Source organism: Sodalis sp. RH24 (genome assembly GCF_047324145.1).
Lineage (GTDB): Bacteria > Pseudomonadota > Gammaproteobacteria > Enterobacterales > Enterobacteriaceae > Acerihabitans.
Genome location: NZ_CP178729.1, coordinates 2,100,563 through 2,119,625, shown reverse-complemented (window position 1 = coordinate 2,119,625; position 19,063 = coordinate 2,100,563). Strand labels below are relative to the sequence as shown.

The following is a 19,063-nucleotide window of genomic DNA, read 5'->3' as shown; positions in this document are numbered from 1 at the left end:
GTTTTAGCACTATATTGGGGCATCTTTCCCCGCCTCAATGGCTGGCGCGTAAAATCATATCCAGGCAACGGCCCGGCAGCCAACGGCGCAGCAGGGACAAACCGCTGGCGACCAGGGTCACCGGATAACGCAATCGGGGGCGTGGATGCTCCAAAGCATGACGTAGTTTGGGCAGTATAGCCTCTGGCGGCAATGTAAATCGTGAGGCGATGCCGGGATTGGTCACCGGTTTATCCGCCTGCGACTGGTTTACATTGCGGGTAAAGGCGGTGCTGAGCGGCCCCGGCTCAATCAGGCTCACGCACAGACCGGTGCCGTGCAGTTCCATGCGCAGCGTATCCGACCAGGCTTCCAGGGCAAATTTACTGGCGGCGTAGGCGCCCCGTCCCGGGGTGCTTACCAGCCCCATTACCGAACTGGTCTGGATGATGCGCCCCTCGCCGTGGGGCAGCATGGCCGGCAATAGCCGCTGCGTCAACTGATGGGTGCCGAAAAGATTGCTGGCGAACTGCTGTTCCAACTGGCGGCGGGAAAGGCTTGCCAGCGGTCCGTATACCCCGCATCCGGCATTGTTGAATAAACCGTACAGCCGCTTGCCGCAGAGGTCCAGGATGCGCGCCGACGCGTCGTCGACGCTGCGCTCGTCGTCAAGATCAAGCGCCAGCGTTTCAAACCCGGCGGCGGCCAGGCGGGCGACATCCGCCGGTTTACGGCAGGTCGCCAGCACCCGATAGCCGCGCCGGCGCAGGTCCTGCGCCGCCACCCAGCCGATGCCGCTGGAACAGCCGGTGATAACGACGGTTTTTTGCATAACTTTACCCATTGGCCGCTCCGCCGGAGGCGAAATCATGTTTAAGTAGGGGCAGCAGCCTGGCGGACATCCATTCGGCAATAAAAGGCTGCGCATCCGCGTTGGGATGAATGGCGTCATCCTGCATCCATTGTGGCTTCAGGTACACCTGTTCCATAAAAAAAGGCAATAACGGCACGTTATATTGCTGCGCCAGCGCCGGATAGATGGCGCTGAACGACTCGGTATAGCGCCGGCCGTAATTGGATGGCAGCCGGATTTGCATCAGCAGGGGCTGCGCGCCCGCCGATTTAACCTGTGATATGGCCTTGGCGAGATCGCCGGCGATTGACGGCGGCGGGAAGCCGCGCAGGCCATCGTTACCGCCCAGCTCAATCACGACCCAGCGCGGCTTGTGCAGCGCCAGCAGGCCCGGCAGGCGCGCCAGTCCTTGTGTCGCGGTGTCGCCGCTGATGCTGCCGTTGACGACGCGGATATTGTCCGACTCCTTGCGCCAGCGATCGTTAAGCAGGGACGGCCAGGCCTGTGTCGCCGGCATCCGGTAGCCGGCACTAAGACTATCGCCCAAAATCAATAAGGTGTCTGCGGCGTTTGCACGTACACTCAATAACGCCATCAGGAAAAGGAAGAGAAAATGCCCGCGGAAAACGTTCTTGAAGTTCATCATCTTAATAAACACGTCGGTCAGGGAGAAAACCAGATCTCCATCCTTACCGGAGTTGAGCTGCTTGTCAAACCCGCCCAGACAATTGCCCTGATCGGCGAATCCGGATCCGGCAAGTCGACCTTGCTCGGCATTCTGGCCGGCTTGGACGACGGCAGTGAAGGGGAGGTGCGTTTATTGGGGCAACCACTGGCGTCGCTCGACGAAGAGGCACGCGCCAGGCTACGGGCCAAAAGCATCGGTTTTGTCTTCCAGTCGTTTATGCTGGTGCCCACCCTGACCGCGTTGGAAAATGTGCAACTGCCCGCCCTGCTGCGCGGCGAAAACGAACGTCAAAGCCGGGAGCAAGCGCTGGAACTGTTGGATAAGCTTGGCCTGGCGCGGCGCCTGGGACACCTGCCCGCCCAGCTTTCCGGCGGCGAGCAGCAGCGCGTGGCGCTGGCCCGCGCGTTCAGCGGCCGCCCGCAGGTGCTGTTTGCCGATGAGCCGACGGGCAACCTGGATCGTAAAACCGGCGATCGTATTGCCGATCTGCTGTTCTCGCTTAACCGGGACAACGCCACCACGCTTATCCTGGTCACGCATGATACGCAGCTGGCGGCGCGCTGTGAACGACGCCTGCGCCTGCAGGACGGTCAATTGCTGGAGGTGGCATGATCGGTCGCTGGTTCTGGCGTGAATGGCGTTCACCGTCGCTGCTGATTGTCTGGCTGGCCATGACGTTGTCCGTTGCCTGCGTGCTGGCGCTGGGCAATATCAGCGACCGCATGCAAAAAGGGCTCGGCGAGCAAAGCCGCGAATTCCTGGCCGCCGACCGGGTATTACGCGCGTCGGGTCCGGTGGCCGAGGGCTGGCTGCAGCAGGCCGCGAATGACGGCCTGGCCGTAAGCCGGCAGATCCGCTTTATGACCATGACTTTCGCCGGCGATAATGCGCAACTGGCCGATGTCACGGCCACCGACGCCCTCTATCCGCTGTACGGCACGCTGACGACCCGCCCGGCCGGCCTGCGTTCGCAACCGGGGACCGTCCTGGTGGCGCCGCGGCTGATGGCCCTGCTGGGGCTGAAAATCGGCGATCCGCTCGATGTGGGCGATGCGACGTTGCGCATCGCCGGCGAGCTTATCCAGCAGCCGGACAGCGGTTTTAATCCCTTCCAGACCGCGCCGGCCATCGTCATCAACCTGGCGGATGTGGCCGCCACCGGCGCGGTACAGCCGGGCGGGCGGGTCAGTTGGCGCTATCTGTTTGCCGGCGATCCGCCCGCGCTTGAGCGTTTCGAACGCTACCTGACGCCGAAGCTCGACGCTTCCCAGCGCTGGTACAGCATGGATGATTCCAGCGGCGCGCTGAATTCATCCCTGGAACGATCGCGGTCCTTCCTGGTGCTGTCGGCGCTGCTGACGCTGTTGCTGTCGGTGGCGGCGGTGGCGGTGGCCATGGGGCATTACTGCCGCAGCCGCGGCGATCTGGTGGCGGTGCTGAAAACCCTGGGCGCCGGCAGGCGCGCGCTGATGAAACTGGTGGTCGGCCAATGGCTCTCGCTGCTGGTCTTCGCCGGCGTCAGCGGCAGTGTGATCGGTTTATTATTTGAAGCGGCCCTGATGCGGATGCTGGCGCCGGTCCTGCCTGCCGAACTGCCGCCCGCCGGCGGCTGGCCGTGGTTATGGTCCCTGGGGGCGCTGGTGGTGATTTCTCTGCTGGTGGGGCTGCGTCCTTATCGTCAGTTGCTGGCAACCCGCCCCCTGCGCGTGCTCAGGCGCGACGCTACCCAAACCTTCTGGCCGCTGCGTATCTATCTGCCGGTAATGCTGATTATCGTGCTGGCCCTGCTGCTGCTCACCGTCGGCGCCAACGGCCTGTTATGGTCGCTGGCCGGCGGCATGGGCGTCCTGTCCCTGCTGCTGGCAGCGGTGGGATGGGGCGCGTTATGGCTGTTGCGTCGCCTGGTGGTCCGGCGTTTGGCGCTGCGCCTGGCGCTGAATCGCCTGCTGCGACAGCCCTGGATAACGCTGACCCAACTGGCGGCGTTCTCGCTGTCGTTTATGCTGCTGGCGCTGCTGCTGGTGATGCGCGGAGATTTGCTCGATCGCTGGCGGCAGCAGTTGCCGCCGGAAAGCCCTAATTACTTTTTGCTGAACATGACCGGCGATCAGGTGCCGCAGGTCAGGGACTTTCTGCAGCGCAACGGGGTAGCGCCAGGCACCTTTTACCCGATCATCCGCGCCCGGCTGACGGAAATTAATCACCAAAAAGCCACCGACCTGATCCATGAGAACGATGCGGGCGGACGGACGGTAAACCGCGAGCTGAACCTGACCTGGCTGGAGCAAAAGCCCGATCACAACCTGCTGGTGGCGGGCGTTTGGCCGCCGGGGCCGGGGGAAGTCTCCATGGAACAGCAGGTAGCCGACCAGCTCAAGCTCAAGCTTGGCGATACGCTCACCTTTACCGGCGATACCCAATCCTTCAGCGCCCGGATCACCAGCCTGCGCAAGGTGGACTGGGAAAGCCTGCGGCCGAATTTTTTCTTTATTTTTCCTCCGGGCGCCCTGGACGGCCAGCCGCAAACCTGGCTGACCAGTTTCCGTTATCAGGGCCCCGCGGCTTTTCCGGCACAGCTAAACCGCCAGTTTCCCACGCTCAGCCTGCTGGATATCGGTGCCATTCTGGGACAGATCGGCCAGGTTCTGCAACAGGTCAGCCGGGCGCTGGAAATCATGGTGATACTGGTATTACTGTGCGGCGGGCTGCTGCTGCTGGCGCAGGTACAGGTCGGCATGCGCCAGCGCCAGCAGGAATTGGTGGTCTATCGCACGCTTGGCGCCGGGAAAACGCTGCTGCGGGCCACGCTGTGGTATGAGTTTGCATTATTGGGACTGGTATCCGGCGTGGTGGCGGCGGCGGGCGCGGAGGTGGCCCTGGGGCTGTTGCAGCGTAAAGTGTTCGATTTTCCCTGGGAGCCGGATTATCGCCTGTGGTGGATGGTTCCGCTGTGCGGCGCGCTCTTGCTTTCCGCCTGCGGCACCGTGCTGGGGCAGCGCCTGCTGGGGAAAAAAGGCGCTCACCGGCAATATCAGGGCTAATTTTTACAATATGTGAACATTAATGAAACAATTGATGTTCAACAGAGTGACAACCCGGTTGACAGTTACCGGCCGTCTACTGCACAGTAACGGCCTGGTACACCATCATTCCGCAGACCCACTCTGCCCAACTGAAGCACCTGGAAGTGTTTCCCGGAAATCGTTTTTTTCCGCCTATGCTCCCGGATGGTGCCGACGGTGAACGCAACGGTCCCGCACTCTTCAAGATAGTTGCAATCGCTATGATATAGAGGAGTTAACGTAATAAATGTCCACAACCTCGAAGATCGTCTATACGCTTACTGATGAAGCCCCGGCCCTGGCCACCTATTCCCTGCTGCCGATCATCAGGGCGTTCACCCAATCCCTGGGCATCGCGGTGGAAACGCGCGATATCTCGCTGGCCGGGCGCATCATCGCCAACTTCCCGGAATACCTTAACGAAAATCAAAAAATCGCCGATCACCTGGCCGAGCTTGGCCAACTGGCCGTCACCCCCGAAGCCAATATTATAAAATTACCCAATATCAGCGCTTCGCTGCCGCAGCTGAAAGCGGCCATCAAGGAACTGCAACAGCAGGGCTACAAGGTGCCGGACTATGTGGATGAACCCGCCACGGACGCCGAAAAAGAAGCCAATGCCCGTTACGATAAAATCAAAGGCAGCGCGGTAAACCCAGTGCTGCGCGAAGGTAACTCCGATCGCCGCGCGCCGCTGTCGGTGAAAAATTATGCCCGCAAGCATCCGCACCGGATGGGCGCCTGGTCCGCCGACTCAAAATCCCACGTTGCCCATATGAGCGACGGCGATTTTTACGGCAGCGAAAAATCCGCACTGATTGCCGATAACGGCAGCGTAAAAATCGAGCTGGTGGGCAAAGACGGCGCGGTACAGGTACTGAAAGCCAAAACCGCCGTGAATGCCGGTGAGATTATCGACGCGTCGGTGATGAGTAAAAAGGCGCTGCGCCGCTTTATCGCCGAACAGCTTGAGGATGCCAAAAAACAGGGCGTGCTGCTGTCGGTGCATCTGAAAGCCACCATGATGAAAGTCTCCGACCCCATCATCTTCGGCCAGTTTGTCGCTGAGTATTACCAGGATGTGCTGGAGCGCTACGCGGACGAACTCAAACCGCTGGGCATTGATGTCAATAACGGCATCGGCGATCTGTACGCCAAGATCAAGGCGCTGCCCGCCGACCGCCAGCAGGAAATCGAACAGGCCATCCAGGCGTTGTACCAGGTGCGGCCGCAGTTGGCCATGGTCAATTCCGACAAAGGCATCACCAATCTGCATGTGCCGAGCGATGTCATTGTCGACGCCTCGATGCCGGCGATGATCCGCGACTCCGGCAAGATGTGGGGCGCCGACGGCAAGCTGCATGATACCAAGGCGGTGATCCCGGATCGCTGCTACGCAGGCGTATACCAGGTGGTGATCGACGATTGCAAACGGCACGGCGCCTTCGATCCGACCACCATGGGCAGCGTGCCCAACGTGGGCCTGATGGCGCAAAAGGCCGAGGAATACGGCTCGCATGATAAAACTTTCCAGATCAAACAGGACGGTGTAGTCAAGGTTACCGACGAGCAGGGCAACGTGCTGCTGGAACAATCCGTCGAGGCCGGCGATATCTGGCGCATGTGCCAGGCCAAGGATCTGCCTATCCAGGATTGGGTGAAACTGGCGGTTAACCGCGCCCGTGAATCCAATACTCCGGCCATCTTCTGGCTTGACCCGGCCCGCGCCCATGACGCGCAAATGATCCGCAAGGTGGAGCGTTACCTGAAGGATCACGATGTCAGCGGGCTGGATATTCGCATTATGTCGCCGGAAGAAGCGACCCAGTTCTCCATCGATCGCATCCGCCAGGGCAAGGACACCATCTCGGTGACCGGCAACGTGCTGCGCGACTACCTGACCGATCTGTTCCCGATCATGGAATTGGGCACCAGCGCCAAGATGCTGTCCATCGTGCCGCTGATGAGCGGCGGCGGCCTGTTTGAAACCGGCGCCGGCGGCTCGGCGCCAAAACATGTCCAGCAGTTCCTGCAGGAAAACCACCTGCGCTGGGATTCCCTGGGCGAGTTCCTGGCGCTGGCGGCGTCCCTGGACCATGTGGGCAGCACCCGCGCCAACGCCAAGGCGAAAATTTTGGCGAAAACGCTCGATCAGGCCAACGGTAAATTCCTGGATACCAATAAATCGCCTTCGCGTAAAACCGGCGAGCTGGACAATCGCGGCAGCCATTTCTACCTGGCGCTGTATTGGGCGCAGGCGCTGGCGGGGCAGGATGAGGATGCCGAGCTGCGCGATCAGTTTGCCCCCTTGGCGAAAACCCTTGCCGAACACGAAGGCCAGATTGTCGCCGAGTTAAACCAGGTACAGGGCAAGGCGGTTGATATCGGCGGGTATTATCATCCGTCGCCGGAATTGGCCAGCCGGGCCATGTGCCCAAGCGCCACGCTTAATGGCGCGCTGAAAGATTTTATGGTCTGATGCGCAAAGCGTGATGTTATTTGGGGGACAATTTTGCCGGCGGTGTGACGCATGCCGCCTGGGCAACTATTTCATGTGCAAGGCTTAGGTGTCTCCCTGTATTGCCTGCGCCGGGCAATACAGGGGGCGCTCGATGCATGGCCGGCGGAAACCCCACCGGCCTGGCATGAACTTCACCGCCCCCGCCGGGGCCTTTTTAAGTGAGTCTCTCCGCGATCTTTCAGCCCAATTCGGCCAGTTTTTGCCGCGCCCATTCCAGCCCGCTGTAATACTCCACTGGTAGCATTGGAGCGAGATGTTCCAACGCCAGGCTCAGCGCGGCGGGATCGCTATGGTTAAGATTCAGGTGGCCGACCTTACGTCCCGGCCTCACCTCTTTTTCATACCAATGCAGATGGACCAGCGGTTCGGCCAGCCATTCGGTGTTGCAGTCGGTGCCGATAAGATTAACCATCACCGACGGTGCCGTGACGGTGGGTTTAGGCATCGGCAGGCCGAGGATGGCGCGCAGGTGCAGCTCGAACTGGCTGATGGACGCGCCGTTTTGCGTCCAGTGCCCACTGTTGTGCACCCGTGGCGCCAGCTCGTTAATCAACAGATCATCGCCGTCGATAAAACATTCCATCGCCATCACGCCGACATATTTTAGTTCATGCATTATTGCCGAGAGCATGCTCTCGGCCCGGCGCTGCAATCTGTCGTCCGGCCGGGCAAAAACCACGCTGGTGCGCAGGATGCCGTCCTGATGCAGGTTATGCGTCAGCGGATAAAACACCCTATCGCCGTTATGCCCGCGGGCGCCGATCAGCGAAACTTCGCCGGAAAAGGCGATACCGCGCTCAACGATACAACTGCCGTAGCACTCCTGGGGCAGCGCCGCCTCTTCGCCGGGTACGAGACGCCATTGGCCGCGCCCGTCATAGCCACCCACGCGCCGCTTGACGATGGCCAGGTCGCCAAAGGAGGCAAACACCTGCGGCCATTGCGCCGCCGCGGTCAGTTCTTCCCAGGGCGCGGTGGCAAGCCTCAGGCTGTCCAGCAGCTGTTTTTGCGTCAGCCGGTCGGCAAGCCGCGGGAAAATATCGCGGTTAACAAAGGCATTATGCTGGGCCAGCTCGCGGGTAAGGGGGGTCTGCGGCCAGCGCTCGATCTCGGCGGTAATCACGCTTTGCGCCACCGGCACCGAGCCGGGATCGGCGTCAAGCCCCACCGGGAAGACCGCAATGCCCAGCGGCTCGCCGGCCTGGCGCAGCATGCGCCCAAGCTGGCCGTTGCCCAGGATACAAACCGGTTTCATGCTTCCTCCCGCGGATCGGGATGCGCCAGCACCTCGTCAGTCTGCGCCACACGCCAGGCCGCCAGCCGGGCGGATAATTCCCGATCGTGCAACGCCAGGATCTGCGCCGCCAGCAGTGCGGCGTTGGCCGCGCCGGCCTTGCCGATCGCCAGGGTACCCACCGGCACGCCGCGCGGCATCTGGACAATGGAATAGAGGCTGTCGACGCCGCTTAATGCCGCGCTCTGCACTGGCACGCCAAGTACCGGCACCAGCGTTTTTGCCGCCAGCATGCCGGGCAGATGGGCGGCACCGCCTGCGCCGGCGATAATCACTTCAAACCCGGCGGCGGATGCCTGTTCAGCAAAGCGGAAGAGCTTGTCGGGGGTGCGATGCGCCGAGACGATCTCCACATGACAGGCAAGCTGCAGCGTGGCGAGAATGTCGGCGGCGAATTGCATCGTGGCCCAGTCGCTTTTGGACCCCATGACGATGGCGATTTTTGCCGGGGCAAGATTGGATTGCATGCGCGTGGTGCTCCTGTAAATGTTGCCGACCGCTCTCCCACAGCCTGCGCCGCAATGCGCCCGGCGCAGGCTATCAGAAAGAAGAGGGCGTAGAGCATATCATGTGCGCCTGGAGAGGAAAACGGTTGCGTAGCCGCCGGCGCTATAAATTGCGCCGCTTAATCGAAGGGGAACTCAATCAGCTCGACGCTAGCCCCGGTAACCCGGATCATCGATCCCTGAAGGTGCCAGGCGCCCAGTACCGCGCGATGGGCGATGCCCGCCGCGGTCTGCACGGCATGGATCGCCGGCCGGTGGGTATGGCCATGGATCATCCAATCGGTCCCATGACGCACAAGCGCGGCGGTAACCGCCTCTTGGCTGACGTCCATAATCGTCTGGGATTTCGTCATATTGGCGCGCTGGCTGCTGGCCCGCATCCGTCCGGCAATGCGCAGGCGCCATCTCAGCGGCAGCGCCAGGAACAGGCGCTGCAGCCAACGTTGATTGATTCGCCGGCGGTAGCGTTGATAAGCCTGATCATCGGTACACAGCGTATCGCCGTGCAGAACCAGCACCGACCGGCCGTACAGGGTAAGCAGTTGTTCTTCCGGCAGCAGCGTCATGCCGCTGGCGGCGGCAAAATCCCGGCCCAGCAGGAAATCCCGGTTGCCGTGGATAAAAAAACAGGGTATTCCCCGGCGCGCCAGCGCATTCAGCGCCGCGGCTATCTCGCCGTGCAGCGGGGAAGGGTCGTCATCGCCAATCCAGGCTTCGAACAAATCGCCCAGGATATAGAGCGCGTCGGCGTGGACGGCCTGCCGTTGCAAAAAATGCAGAAAACCGGCGGTAATCGCCGGTTCCTGGACGCTAAGATGAATATCCGCAACAAACAGGGTTGCCATGGCAACGATTTATTCGTCTACGGTCACGCCGGTTATGATCACATCTTCTTTCGGTACATCCTGATGCGGGCCGCTGTTGCCGGTCGCCACGTTTTTAATCTTATCGACAACATCCATACCGTCGGTTACTTCGGCGAAAACGCAATATCCCCAACCGTCCGGGCGTTCGGAACGGAAGTTCAGGAAGTCGTTATCCACCAGGTTAATAAAGAATTGCGCGGTGGCGGAATGCGGATCGTTGGTGCGGGCCATGGCCAGGGTGCCGCGATTGTTCTTCAGGCCATTGTTGGCTTCGTTTTTCACGGTGGCGCGGGTTTTTTTCTGCGTCATGCCGGGTTCAAAACCGCCGCCCTGGATCATGAAACCATTAATAACGCGATGGAAAATGGTATTATCATAAAAGCCGTCACGGCAATAGGTCAGGAAGTTCTCAACGGTTAACGGCGCTTTGTCGGCGAAGGTCTTAATAACGATATCGCCGTGATTGGTATGAAGAGTGACCATAAATAGTTGTCCTACGAGTCGGTAAAAGAGTTGCTCACACGAAGTGATCAAGCAGACTGGATTTATAACATAAGTCTGCCATGGAGTCAGCATTCACCGCAGCGGATGACCATTTCTGTTATTCTGGCAAGCCAGGCCGTGCTGTTGGCCGGGGATAACCCGCCGTTTGAAAACCAGGGCCCCGTCCTTGCATTACCGACGCCTTCAGGGTTCAATACGCTGTTGGAAAATACCCTGTCTCAACTTGTCGCTATACACACGTACCCGTTAACACCATGGAATGAATGTCGATGCTGAAGATTTATAATACCCTGACACGTCAAAAAGAGGATTTCCAACCCATTCATGCCGGTAAAGTCGGTATGTACGTGTGCGGCATCACCGTTTATGACCTTTGTCATATCGGCCACGGCCGGACGTTTGTCGCCTTCGACGTCGTTACCCGGTACCTGCGTTTTAAAGGTTATGAGGTGAAGTATGTGCGTAACATCACCGATATTGACGACAAGATCATCAAACGGGCCCATGCCAACGATGAAAGCATCGATACGCTTACCGGCCGTATGATCGCTGAAATGCACCGGGACTTCGACAGCCTGAATATTCTGCGTCCGGATGAAGAACCACGCGCGACCTTGCACATGGCCGATATCATCGACATCGTGGCGGTCTTGCTGCAAAAAAACCATGCCTACCAGGCCGCCAACGGCGATGTCATGTTCGCTGTGGACTCCGACCCCACCTATGGCGTGTTATCGCGTCAGGATCTCGAGCAGTTGCAGGCCGGCGCCCGGGTGGATATCGACGATGTCAAACGCAACCCGATGGATTTCGTCTTGTGGAAAATGTCCAAGGAAGGCGAGCCCAGCTGGCCGTCGCCATGGGGACCGGGGCGTCCGGGCTGGCATGTGGAATGCTCGGCCATGAACTGCAAGCATTTGGGCAATCATTTCGATATTCACGGCGGCGGTTCGGACCTGATGTTTCCCCACCACGAAAACGAAATCGCCCAGTCGAGCTGCGCCCACGAAGGGCCTTATGTCAATTATTGGATGCATTCCGGCATGGTGATGGTCGATCGGGAAAAAATGTCCAAATCGCTGGATAACTTTTTTACCGTGCGCGACGTGCTGAAATATTACGATGCGGAAACGGTGCGGTATTTCCTGATGTCCGGCCATTACCGCAGCCAGCTGAATTACAGTGAAGATAATCTCAAACAGGCCAGATCCTCCCTTGAGCGGCTTTACATCGCCCTGCGCGGTACTGATACAGCGGCCGTGCCCGCCGGCGGCGAGTCGTTTGTCGACCAGTTTACCGCCGCCATGGATGATGATTTTAATACGCCGGAAGCGTATTCGGTGTTGTTCGAGATGGCCCGCGAAGTCAATCGCCTGAAAGTGGAAAACCCGCCTGCGTCGCTCGGGCTGGCGGCGGCGCTGCGCCGGTTGGCTAATGTCCTGGGCTTGCTGGAACAAGATCCCGAGCAGTTCCTGCAAAACGGCGCCCGGGTGGATATCAGCGAAACCGAACAGATCGAGGCGCTGATCAAGCAACGTAACGATGCGCGCAACAATAAACAGTGGCAGTTGGCGGACGAGGCTCGCGCAAAACTGACCGCACTGGGCATCGTATTGGAAGACGGCGCCGGCGGCACCATTTGGCGGCGTGGATAATAGCGCCTCGCCGTCGTGTTGCCGGGTCTGAAGGCGGTTTTGCGCCGCGGCATGCGCCGGCTATAAGCGTTGTGTCTTACGGCTGTGGATACGACAAGGGCGCGGTTCTTCCGCGCCCTTGTCGTTTATAGCGCCTCACGCCCCGGCGGCATACGGATATCCTGCGCCGGGCCGATAGCGGTTTATTCGACGACTTTAACCACCTGTCCTAAAAATTCCACCTGCTGCCCGGTGACGATCTTGCATCGCTTGCGGGTTTCCATCGCACCGTTGACCTTGACCTGCTGACCATAAATGGCGGTTTTCGCCGCCGCGCCGCTGTGACACCAACCCTGAATCTTCAGTAAATCGCACAGTTCAATGTACGGATGGCCGTCAAGTGAGAAAGTTTCCATCGTGTTCCGCCGTTAAGATGCTGTATCGTGAAAGTCTTCACATGCCTGCAAAGTGTTTTGAATAAGGGTCGCGACCGTCATAGGACCGACGCCGCCGGGTACCGGCGTAATATAGGATGCGCGCTGCGAAGCCGCCTCGAAGGCCACGTCGCCCGCCACCTTGCCGTTGGCAAGACGGCTGATGCCGACATCCAGCACCACGGCACCGGGTTTAATCCATTCGCCGGGAATAAATCCGGGTTTGCCCACCGCCACCACCAGCAGGTCGGCATATTCGATATGACGCTGGAGGTCCCTGGTAAACCGGTGGGTGACGGTGACGGTGCAGCCGGCCAGCAGCAGTTCCAGGCTCATCGGCCGCCCGACGATGTTGGATGCGCCCACCACCACGGCATTCACCCCGAAGGTCTCGATCTGATAACGTTCCAGCAGGGTGATGATGCCGCGTGGGGTGCAGGGCCGCAGCAATGGCGCCCGCTGGCACAGGCGGCCGACATTATAAGGGTGGAATCCGTCCACATCCTTATCCGGCGCAATGCGCTCCAGCACGTTGATATTATCCATGCCCGGAGGCAGCGGCAGTTGCACCAGGATACCATCAATCGTCTTATCGGCATTAAGCGTATCGATAAGCGCCAGCAGTTCGGCCTCGCTGACCGTGCTCGGCAATTCATAGGAGCGGGAGACAAAACCGACATCCTCGCAGGCTTTGCGCTTATTGGCGACGTAGATCTGCGATGCCGGATTTTCCCCGACCAATACCACCGCCAGTCCCGGCGCGCGTTTCCCGACGCTCAGGCGTTGCCGCACCCGCACGGCCACTTCATCCCTGACCTGCTGAGCAATAGTTTTACCATCAATAAGTTTAGCGACCATCAGAATCGGCAATCCATCAGTGTAATCATGCTGAGATGGGGGGTATTTTGGCAGAAGCGCGGCCCGCTGTCAGGCACTGAATGAAATCCTTTTGTCCAGCGAACCACCCGTTGTCATAAAAGCCATTGACTCGACCGGTCCGCTCCGTATAATCCAATCCGCGTTATCCAGCAACTTCCCGCAGTGCGCCCTTAGCTCAGTCGGATAGAGCAACGGCCTTCTAAGCCGTAGGTCACTGGTTCGAATCCAGTAGGGCGTACCATTTGGATTCAAATTGTCTGCTGTGATACGAAACACGCTGCGAATCAATGGACAATACGGGTGCGTGCCGCCACCATAAATTTTGCTTTATACCTGGTAGCGGTTGACCCTTATAGGTTTCCGCATCCCCGCGAGCCACCCCCGATACTGCCCCGCGGTTCAATGAAATCACAGTGCCAGAACCCGTACCGCTATTTTGCGCCATTGATTCTCCCCATTAATAACGGCAAGACTAAATCCAGCCAATGCCACACCGTGGCAATGTATAAAAATTACAGGCAGTCAGCCCACATCAAACTTTCAGCTTCTTGCATGATATCGGGATTATCCCGTCCTGCCGCTAAAGTAACGCTTATGCTTGAAGCCTGCATTCCGATGGCTTGATTTTTTTGTAAAAAACATCTAAAAACATCATGTTGTAATATTTTATTAAACAAAAAGACATGAGTGTTATCCATTTATAGGTGAGCTTATGGATATAATCATTTGATATAAATGTATTTTTAGGTCAGCGGTACTGCGTTTAGGGACGGGTTTTCTTCGGCGCAGAAACTAAAAAATGGGGTATCAACGCGGGTTTGTTAGGAACAGTAAAAGCAATATGCCAGTCTCTGGAATAGGGAGGTAAAATTGTCTGGTAAATCCCGGTGGATAAAATTCATATGTTTTATGTGCCTGATGTCTTGCTTTTCACAAGCATTTGCGAACGATTTGGATCTCTATTCATTAGATACCGCCTCCTTTGCGTATCACATTTATGCCCCGAAGGAGGGGGATAACCAGTACTTTAAGAACCAACTGGTTGCCATAGAAAGAAAAGTGCATAAAAATTCGGATTACAGTTTTTTTGCTGGTACTTTTATCAATAGTGAAAGTAATAGATGCGTATTGCTGGGTATGGGAAAAAACTGGGTAAGGCGCAACCAGTGGAGCTTTGAAGGGCTATACGCCTACGCGGGGGAGTTTGTATTTACGCCCTTTGAGCGTTGTGGCGATGATGGGTTCTACCAGGATATTAAACGGGCAACGGGTATAGGCTTCGCTCCCTATATATATCATGGCGTTAAGTATGATGTGAATAGCCATGTCAGTGTAAGGTCGGGGATTCTTCTGCCTGGTATTGTTATCATGAGCCTACAGTTAAGATTCTAATCGTGATGTTTATCGCGCAGGTTTGGTCGACATCTCCGCGTCATTCAAAATGATGCGGAGGTGTTCATGCGCTGTCCATCGTATCCCAAGATGTTTAATAACCAGGGCTCCCGCCTGAGGTCCGTTTTTTCCGTCGACAACGGCCAAGGCAGGCGGGTTCACCTGCTTTGTCTTGTGCAGGGTGTCCATTCCAGCGACTATTATGACTGGCGGCTACAGCCGCGTTTTTTTATTGGAAAATGTCGATGCGACGGAATAGCCTAATTAAGAAAGGCAAAAGCGTCTCTACGGAAATAACGTAGCGGAAGAGGCTGAATAAGATCCTTTACAATAAATAGGCGACAATGTTAAGCCAAAGAATAAGGCGTTTGCCGTGCTCGAGGCAGACGCTGTCTCCTTTCACCACCCACATAGGTTTTCCTCTTTGCCCATCGGGTTGCCGAGTTCAAAACGCATCCTATACGCAACGGCAACATCACGTTTGCAATAGGTTAACCTTCTACAGAAAACTGCGTTGCCGGTAACGTCTGGCGGCAGATGCACCATCGCGTGCCGCCGGCGAAGACATCGTCTATAATGCCATGGTTTTGATGGTAGGCAGTACAGGATTTTGTGGGTAATATCGTCGGATGTTGCTTGATAATACTGAAAAACCTTTAGGCTTTTAGCCCGTTTGGCGAAACCACTGCGCAGGGCTGTGGCGGCTGTGCTTCACTACCGGCCATAGGTTTTTAACGGCGGTCTGTAAATGATTTTCGGCATGCCAGCCAGCCAGCGGTGCAGCGACAATAAAGATGATTATACTGGTAGCACGACTCTTTTTACTTTGGACACAGCCATGAACAATTATGCACTAATACAAAAGGCCTATGAAGACTATATCATTTCGCGCACACATTATTGGGACCATCTCCATGGCGCTTTACGCGGTTTTGTCCCGGGATTCCTCGACTATTTAGGTATTGAAACAAACCTTTTTTATCTTCCTGATGGGTCTGAAGGAAGTTATATCGCCATCGGCGAGGGGATAAACAAGGAGTTCTTAGTCAAGGACGCCCAAGAATTAAACAAGTCGAAAGAGTTGTCTATCGCTTTTACCATACGCATCGCATTAGAAGACACCAATGATAAAAGCAACAACTCTTATTATTATTTTGCTTGCAAGTTTTTGAAGCGAAATGATAAGTTTTTTTTCTTTTTCACCGATCAAACCATTGGTGAAGTGAATGTGGATGTGAGGGAGGATGAGACCGGGGAGTTTAATCCGGTTTATAAAAAAATAGTAGATAACCTTTTGGATAAGCTGCATACAAGCACCTTAGTATAAAGAAGCGCGTGCCGGAGACTGCGTTATCTTTTCACCCACTCGCGCAGCCGTTGGATGTGCCAATAGAGCGCGGGGATGATAATGATGCCGAGGGCGGTGGCCAACAGCATGCCGCTAAAAACCGTTACCCCGATAATGCGCCGGCTCATCGCGCCGGCGCCGGTTGCCAGCACCAACGGCATGACGCCGAATATAAATGAAATGGCCGTCATCATTACCGCGCGAAAACGTTGGCGGGCGCCGTCCAGGGCCGCGTCGGAAATGCTGGCGCCTTCTTCCCGCCGGGCTTTGGAAAACTCAACGATCAGTATGGCGTTTTTCGCCGCCAGCCCGATCAAAAGCACCAGACCGATCTGGGCGTAGACATCGTTGGCAAAGCCCATGGCAAAAAGCCCCGCCACCGCGCCGGCCATGGCAAACAGCACTGATAACATCACTACCAGCGGAATACTCCAACTTTCATACTGCGCCACCAAGAATAGATAGGCAAAAACCAGTGCGGCGGCGTAGATAAATACCGCCTGCCCGCCGGCATACTGTTCCTGCCAGGACATGCCGCTCCAGGCATAGCCATAACCCGCGGGCAGCGTTTGCCGCACAATCTTTTCCATGACGTTCATCGCCTGGCCCGAGCTTATGCCCTGCGCGGCCGAGCCGTTGACCGTCACCGCCGGAAACTGGTTAAAATTGGCGATAAACGGCGCGCCCAGTACCGGACTCAGACGGACCAGATTTGCCAGCCTCACTAAGGCGCCGCTATCGCTGCGCACGCTGATCTGCCCGATTTGTTCCTGCCGCTGGCGAAAATCCATGTCGTTTTGCAACTGTACGTTAAACATACGGCCGTTATGGGGAAAATCGCCTACGTTCACTCCGCCCATCGCGCTTTGCAGCGTGGTGAAAATGCGGCTCACCGGCACTTGCAGCAGGGCGGCCCGCTCGCGGTCTATACTCAGGCCTACCTCAGGCACCGAGGCGCTGAAGGTGGTAAATACCCGGCTTAGCCGGGGATCCTCGTTGGCGGCCAGGATCACGGCGCCGGCCACCTGTGCCAGCGCCTGCGGTGATTGGCCTTCCAGCGCCTGGATGCGCAAATCGAAGCCGGAGGCGCTGCCCAGGCCGCTGATGGCCGGCGGATTAAACGCCATGATCATCGCCTGGGGTAGGGTGGATAGCTGGGCCTGGATTGTCGGCAACACCTGGTCGACATGCGCGCGTTCGCCCCAGGGTTTCAGCAAGACGAAGGCGAAAGCGGTATTGGGCGCGCCGCCGCCGCTAAGCAGGCTGTAGCCGGTAATTTTAATGACATCCGCGACGGCGGGATTCGCTCGTATCAATTGATATGCCTGGTCCATGACCCGCTGCGTACGGGACAACGAGGCCCCGTCCGGAAGCTGTACGTTAACAAAGAAAAATCCCTGGTCTTCATCAGGCAGGAAAGCGCTGGGCAAGCGGCTATAGCCGAACCAGGTGAGCGCGCCCACCGTCAGTAATATCACCACGCTGATCGCGGCGTGTCGCCCGGTCATCCGGGCGAGGCGGACATAACCGTCGCGAATGGCGTTCAGGCCGCGATTAAAACCGCCAAATATGCCGGTTACCGGCGGTTCGCGCCGTGATAGCAAGACGGCGCACAGTGCCGGGGTGAGGGTGAGGGCGTTGATGCTCGACAAGATGACTGCAGCGGACAGCGTAATGGCGAATTGCCGGTATAGCTCCCCGGTAATGCCGGGCAGGACGGCGATAGGCACAAATACCGCCAGCAGTACCAACGTGGTGGCGATGATGGGACCGGCGATTTGTATCATTGCCTGGCCGGTTGCCGTCGACGGCGTCAGCGTTTCATCCTGCGACATCAGGCGCTCCACGTTTTCCACCACCACAATAGCGTCATCCACCACTACCGTCAGCGCCAGGATAATGGCGAACAAACTGAGGGTGTTGGCGGAGTAACCGAAGATAAACAGCACGGCAAAAGTGCCCAGCAAGGACACCGGTATCGTCAGCGCCACGATAAAGGTCGCACGCAGGCTTTGCAGGAATAAAAAAACCACCGCCAGCACTACCACCAGCGTCAGTCCTAGCGAGATCACGATTTCATCGAGGGTGGCGGTGACCGTGACGGTGGAGTCATATTTAATTTCATAGACCAGGTCCGGCGGGAAGGTGTGCGCCAGCCGCGCCATTTCCGTCCTGACCGCATTGGCCACATTCAGCGCGTTGGAGCCCGGCGCGGCGTACACGCCCATAAAGGCCGCGTCCGTTGAGTTCAGCGCTGAGTTAACCTGGTAATTCTGCGCGCCCAGGTCCACCCGCGCCACATCGCTAAGCCGCACCATGCCGCCTTGGGAATTGGTGCGGATAATGACCTGGGCAAACTGCGCCGCGCCCAGCAGACGTCCCTGGCCGCTGATGGTCAGGGTACGCTGCTGGCCGGAGCTGATGGGCGGCGAGCCGATTTGACCCGCGGCGGCCTGGATATTCTGATCGCGCAAGGCCTGGATGATATCCTGTACGCTGACGTTAAGCGCCTCCATGCGCTGCGGATCCAGCCAGATGCGCATACTGTAATCGCGAGCGCCGAAGATTTGCACGTCGCCGACGCCGTTGATACGGGCGATGGCATCACGGATACGCAGGCTGGTAAAATTACTGACGAACAGATTGTCATGGCTATGCTTAGGCGAAAATACGTTCACGCCCAGCAAAATATTCGAGGAGCGCTTACGTACCGTCACGCCGTTATTATTCACTTCGGCGGGCAGCTGCGCGCTGACCTGGGCAATGCGGTTTTGCACCTCCACCGCCGCCATGTCGGGATCGGTGCCGGTGGCGAAAGTGATATTGAGCTGGTAGCCGCCGCTATTCGCGCTGTTGGATTCCATATAGAGCATATGGCTGACGCCATTGACCTGGGCCTCGATGGGGGAGGCCACGGCTTCGGCCACATCCCGGGCGCTGGCGCCGGGATAAGTGGCGCTGACCGAGACCACCGGCGGCGCGATAGTGGGAAATTGTTCTACCGGTATGACGGTTAAGGCGGTTAGCCCGACAATTGCGGTCACCACCGCGATAACAATAGCGAACTTCGGTCGCCGGATGAAAAAATGCAGCATGGCGCGTC

At 57.7% G+C, this 19,063-nt stretch carries 16 protein-coding genes and 1 tRNA gene; 7 read left to right on the top strand and 10 right to left on the bottom strand.

The features are described 5' to 3' along the window. Window positions 1-34 precede the first annotated feature (34 nt). Window positions 35-811, bottom strand: a complete 777-nt coding sequence (locus ACL2XG_RS09785) for an SDR family oxidoreductase (protein WP_410016605.1) — start codon at window positions 809-811, stop codon at window positions 35-37. Between the two features lie 4 nt (window positions 812-815). After that, window positions 816-1,478, bottom strand: coding sequence for a multifunctional acyl-CoA thioesterase I/protease I/lysophospholipase L1 (tesA, locus tag ACL2XG_RS09780; RefSeq protein ID WP_410016150.1), 663 nt, complete (start codon window positions 1,476-1,478; stop codon window positions 816-818). Between tesA and ybbA the strand changes: the two genes are divergently transcribed. From ybbA to ACL2XG_RS09765, 3 genes are all read left to right on the top strand, one after another. Next, window positions 1,446-2,132 carry a putative ABC transporter ATP-binding protein YbbA gene (ybbA, locus tag ACL2XG_RS09775; RefSeq protein WP_410016149.1) on the top strand — a complete coding sequence of 229 codons (687 nt, stop codon included), beginning with the start codon at window positions 1,446-1,448 and terminating at the stop codon, window positions 2,130-2,132. The two genes, tesA and ybbA, sit on opposite strands and share 33 nt — an antisense overlap. Continuing rightward, a complete protein-coding gene (ybbP, locus tag ACL2XG_RS09770; protein WP_410016148.1) occupies window positions 2,129-4,561 on the top strand; it encodes a putative ABC transporter permease subunit YbbP in 2,433 nt (810 codons plus the stop codon). Before ybbA ends, ybbP begins: the two co-directional genes overlap by 4 nt. A 268-nt stretch (window positions 4,562-4,829) precedes the next feature. Further along, on the top strand, window positions 4,830-7,061 hold the full coding sequence (locus tag ACL2XG_RS09765; RefSeq protein WP_410016147.1) for an NADP-dependent isocitrate dehydrogenase: 2,232 nt from the start codon (window positions 4,830-4,832) through the stop codon (window positions 7,059-7,061). Window positions 7,062-7,281: 220 nt separating this feature from the next. Here ACL2XG_RS09765 and purK read toward each other — a convergent pair whose 3' ends face one another. The 4 genes from purK to ppiB all read right to left on the bottom strand — a co-directional run bounded on the left by purK (window position 7,282) and on the right by ppiB (window position 10,252). Further along, a complete protein-coding gene (gene purK / locus ACL2XG_RS09760) occupies window positions 7,282-8,358 on the bottom strand; it encodes a 5-(carboxyamino)imidazole ribonucleotide synthase (protein ID WP_413722272.1) in 1,077 nt (358 codons plus the stop codon). Beyond that, window positions 8,355-8,864, bottom strand: coding sequence for a 5-(carboxyamino)imidazole ribonucleotide mutase (gene purE, locus ACL2XG_RS09755; RefSeq protein WP_413722273.1), 510 nt, complete (start codon window positions 8,862-8,864; stop codon window positions 8,355-8,357). The genes purK and purE overlap by 4 nt, the downstream gene beginning before the upstream one ends. Window positions 8,865-9,022: 158 nt before the next feature. After that, entirely contained in the window at window positions 9,023-9,748 is a 726-nt protein-coding gene (locus ACL2XG_RS09750; RefSeq protein WP_410016144.1) for a UDP-2,3-diacylglucosamine diphosphatase, read from the bottom strand. A 9-nt stretch (window positions 9,749-9,757) separates the two neighbouring features. Further along, window positions 9,758-10,252 (bottom strand): peptidylprolyl isomerase B, encoded by a 495-nt coding sequence (gene ppiB, locus ACL2XG_RS09745; protein WP_410016143.1) that lies wholly within the window; start codon window positions 10,250-10,252, stop codon window positions 9,758-9,760. A 290-nt stretch (window positions 10,253-10,542) separates the two neighbouring features. Between ppiB and cysS the strand changes: the two genes are divergently transcribed. Next, entirely contained in the window at window positions 10,543-11,928 is a 1,386-nt protein-coding gene (gene cysS, locus ACL2XG_RS09740) for a cysteine--tRNA ligase (RefSeq protein WP_410016142.1), read from the top strand. A gap of 182 nt (window positions 11,929-12,110) precedes the next feature. On the opposite strand, the gene ybcJ is transcribed toward cysS, so the two are convergent. Together ybcJ and folD are read right to left on the bottom strand one after the other, a co-directional pair. Next, the gene (gene ybcJ, locus ACL2XG_RS09735) at window positions 12,111-12,323 is read right to left on the bottom strand and encodes a ribosome-associated protein YbcJ (RefSeq protein ID WP_410016141.1); all 213 of its coding nucleotides are present in this window, start codon (window positions 12,321-12,323) and stop codon (window positions 12,111-12,113) included. 12 nt (window positions 12,324-12,335) lie between these two features. Further along, window positions 12,336-13,199 (bottom strand): bifunctional methylenetetrahydrofolate dehydrogenase/methenyltetrahydrofolate cyclohydrolase FolD, encoded by an 864-nt coding sequence (gene folD, locus ACL2XG_RS09730; protein ID WP_410016140.1) that lies wholly within the window; start codon window positions 13,197-13,199, stop codon window positions 12,336-12,338. A gap of 185 nt (window positions 13,200-13,384) precedes the next feature. Here folD and ACL2XG_RS09725 point away from each other — a divergent pair. Continuing rightward, window positions 13,385-13,461: transfer RNA gene (locus tag ACL2XG_RS09725), tRNA-Arg, on the top strand. 271 nt (window positions 13,462-13,732) lie between these two features. On the opposite strand, the gene ACL2XG_RS09720 is transcribed toward ACL2XG_RS09725, so the two are convergent. After that, window positions 13,733-13,918, bottom strand: coding sequence for a hypothetical protein (locus ACL2XG_RS09720; protein WP_413722274.1), 186 nt, complete (start codon window positions 13,916-13,918; stop codon window positions 13,733-13,735). Window positions 13,919-14,090: 172 nt separating this feature from the next. Between ACL2XG_RS09720 and ACL2XG_RS09715 the strand changes: the two genes are divergently transcribed. Both ACL2XG_RS09715 and ACL2XG_RS09710 read left to right on the top strand, forming a co-directional pair. Next, window positions 14,091-14,612 carry a hypothetical protein gene (locus ACL2XG_RS09715; protein WP_413722275.1) on the top strand — a complete coding sequence of 174 codons (522 nt, stop codon included), beginning with the start codon at window positions 14,091-14,093 and terminating at the stop codon, window positions 14,610-14,612. A 760-nt stretch (window positions 14,613-15,372) separates the two neighbouring features. After that, a complete protein-coding gene (locus ACL2XG_RS09710) occupies window positions 15,373-15,939 on the top strand; it encodes a hypothetical protein (RefSeq protein WP_413723590.1) in 567 nt (188 codons plus the stop codon). 23 nt (window positions 15,940-15,962) lie between these two features. Here the strand turns inward: ACL2XG_RS09710 and ACL2XG_RS09705 are convergent, their stop codons facing one another. Then, a complete protein-coding gene (locus ACL2XG_RS09705) occupies window positions 15,963-19,055 on the bottom strand; it encodes an efflux RND transporter permease subunit (RefSeq protein ID WP_413722277.1) in 3,093 nt (1,030 codons plus the stop codon). Between the last annotated feature and the right edge of the window lie 8 nt (window positions 19,056-19,063).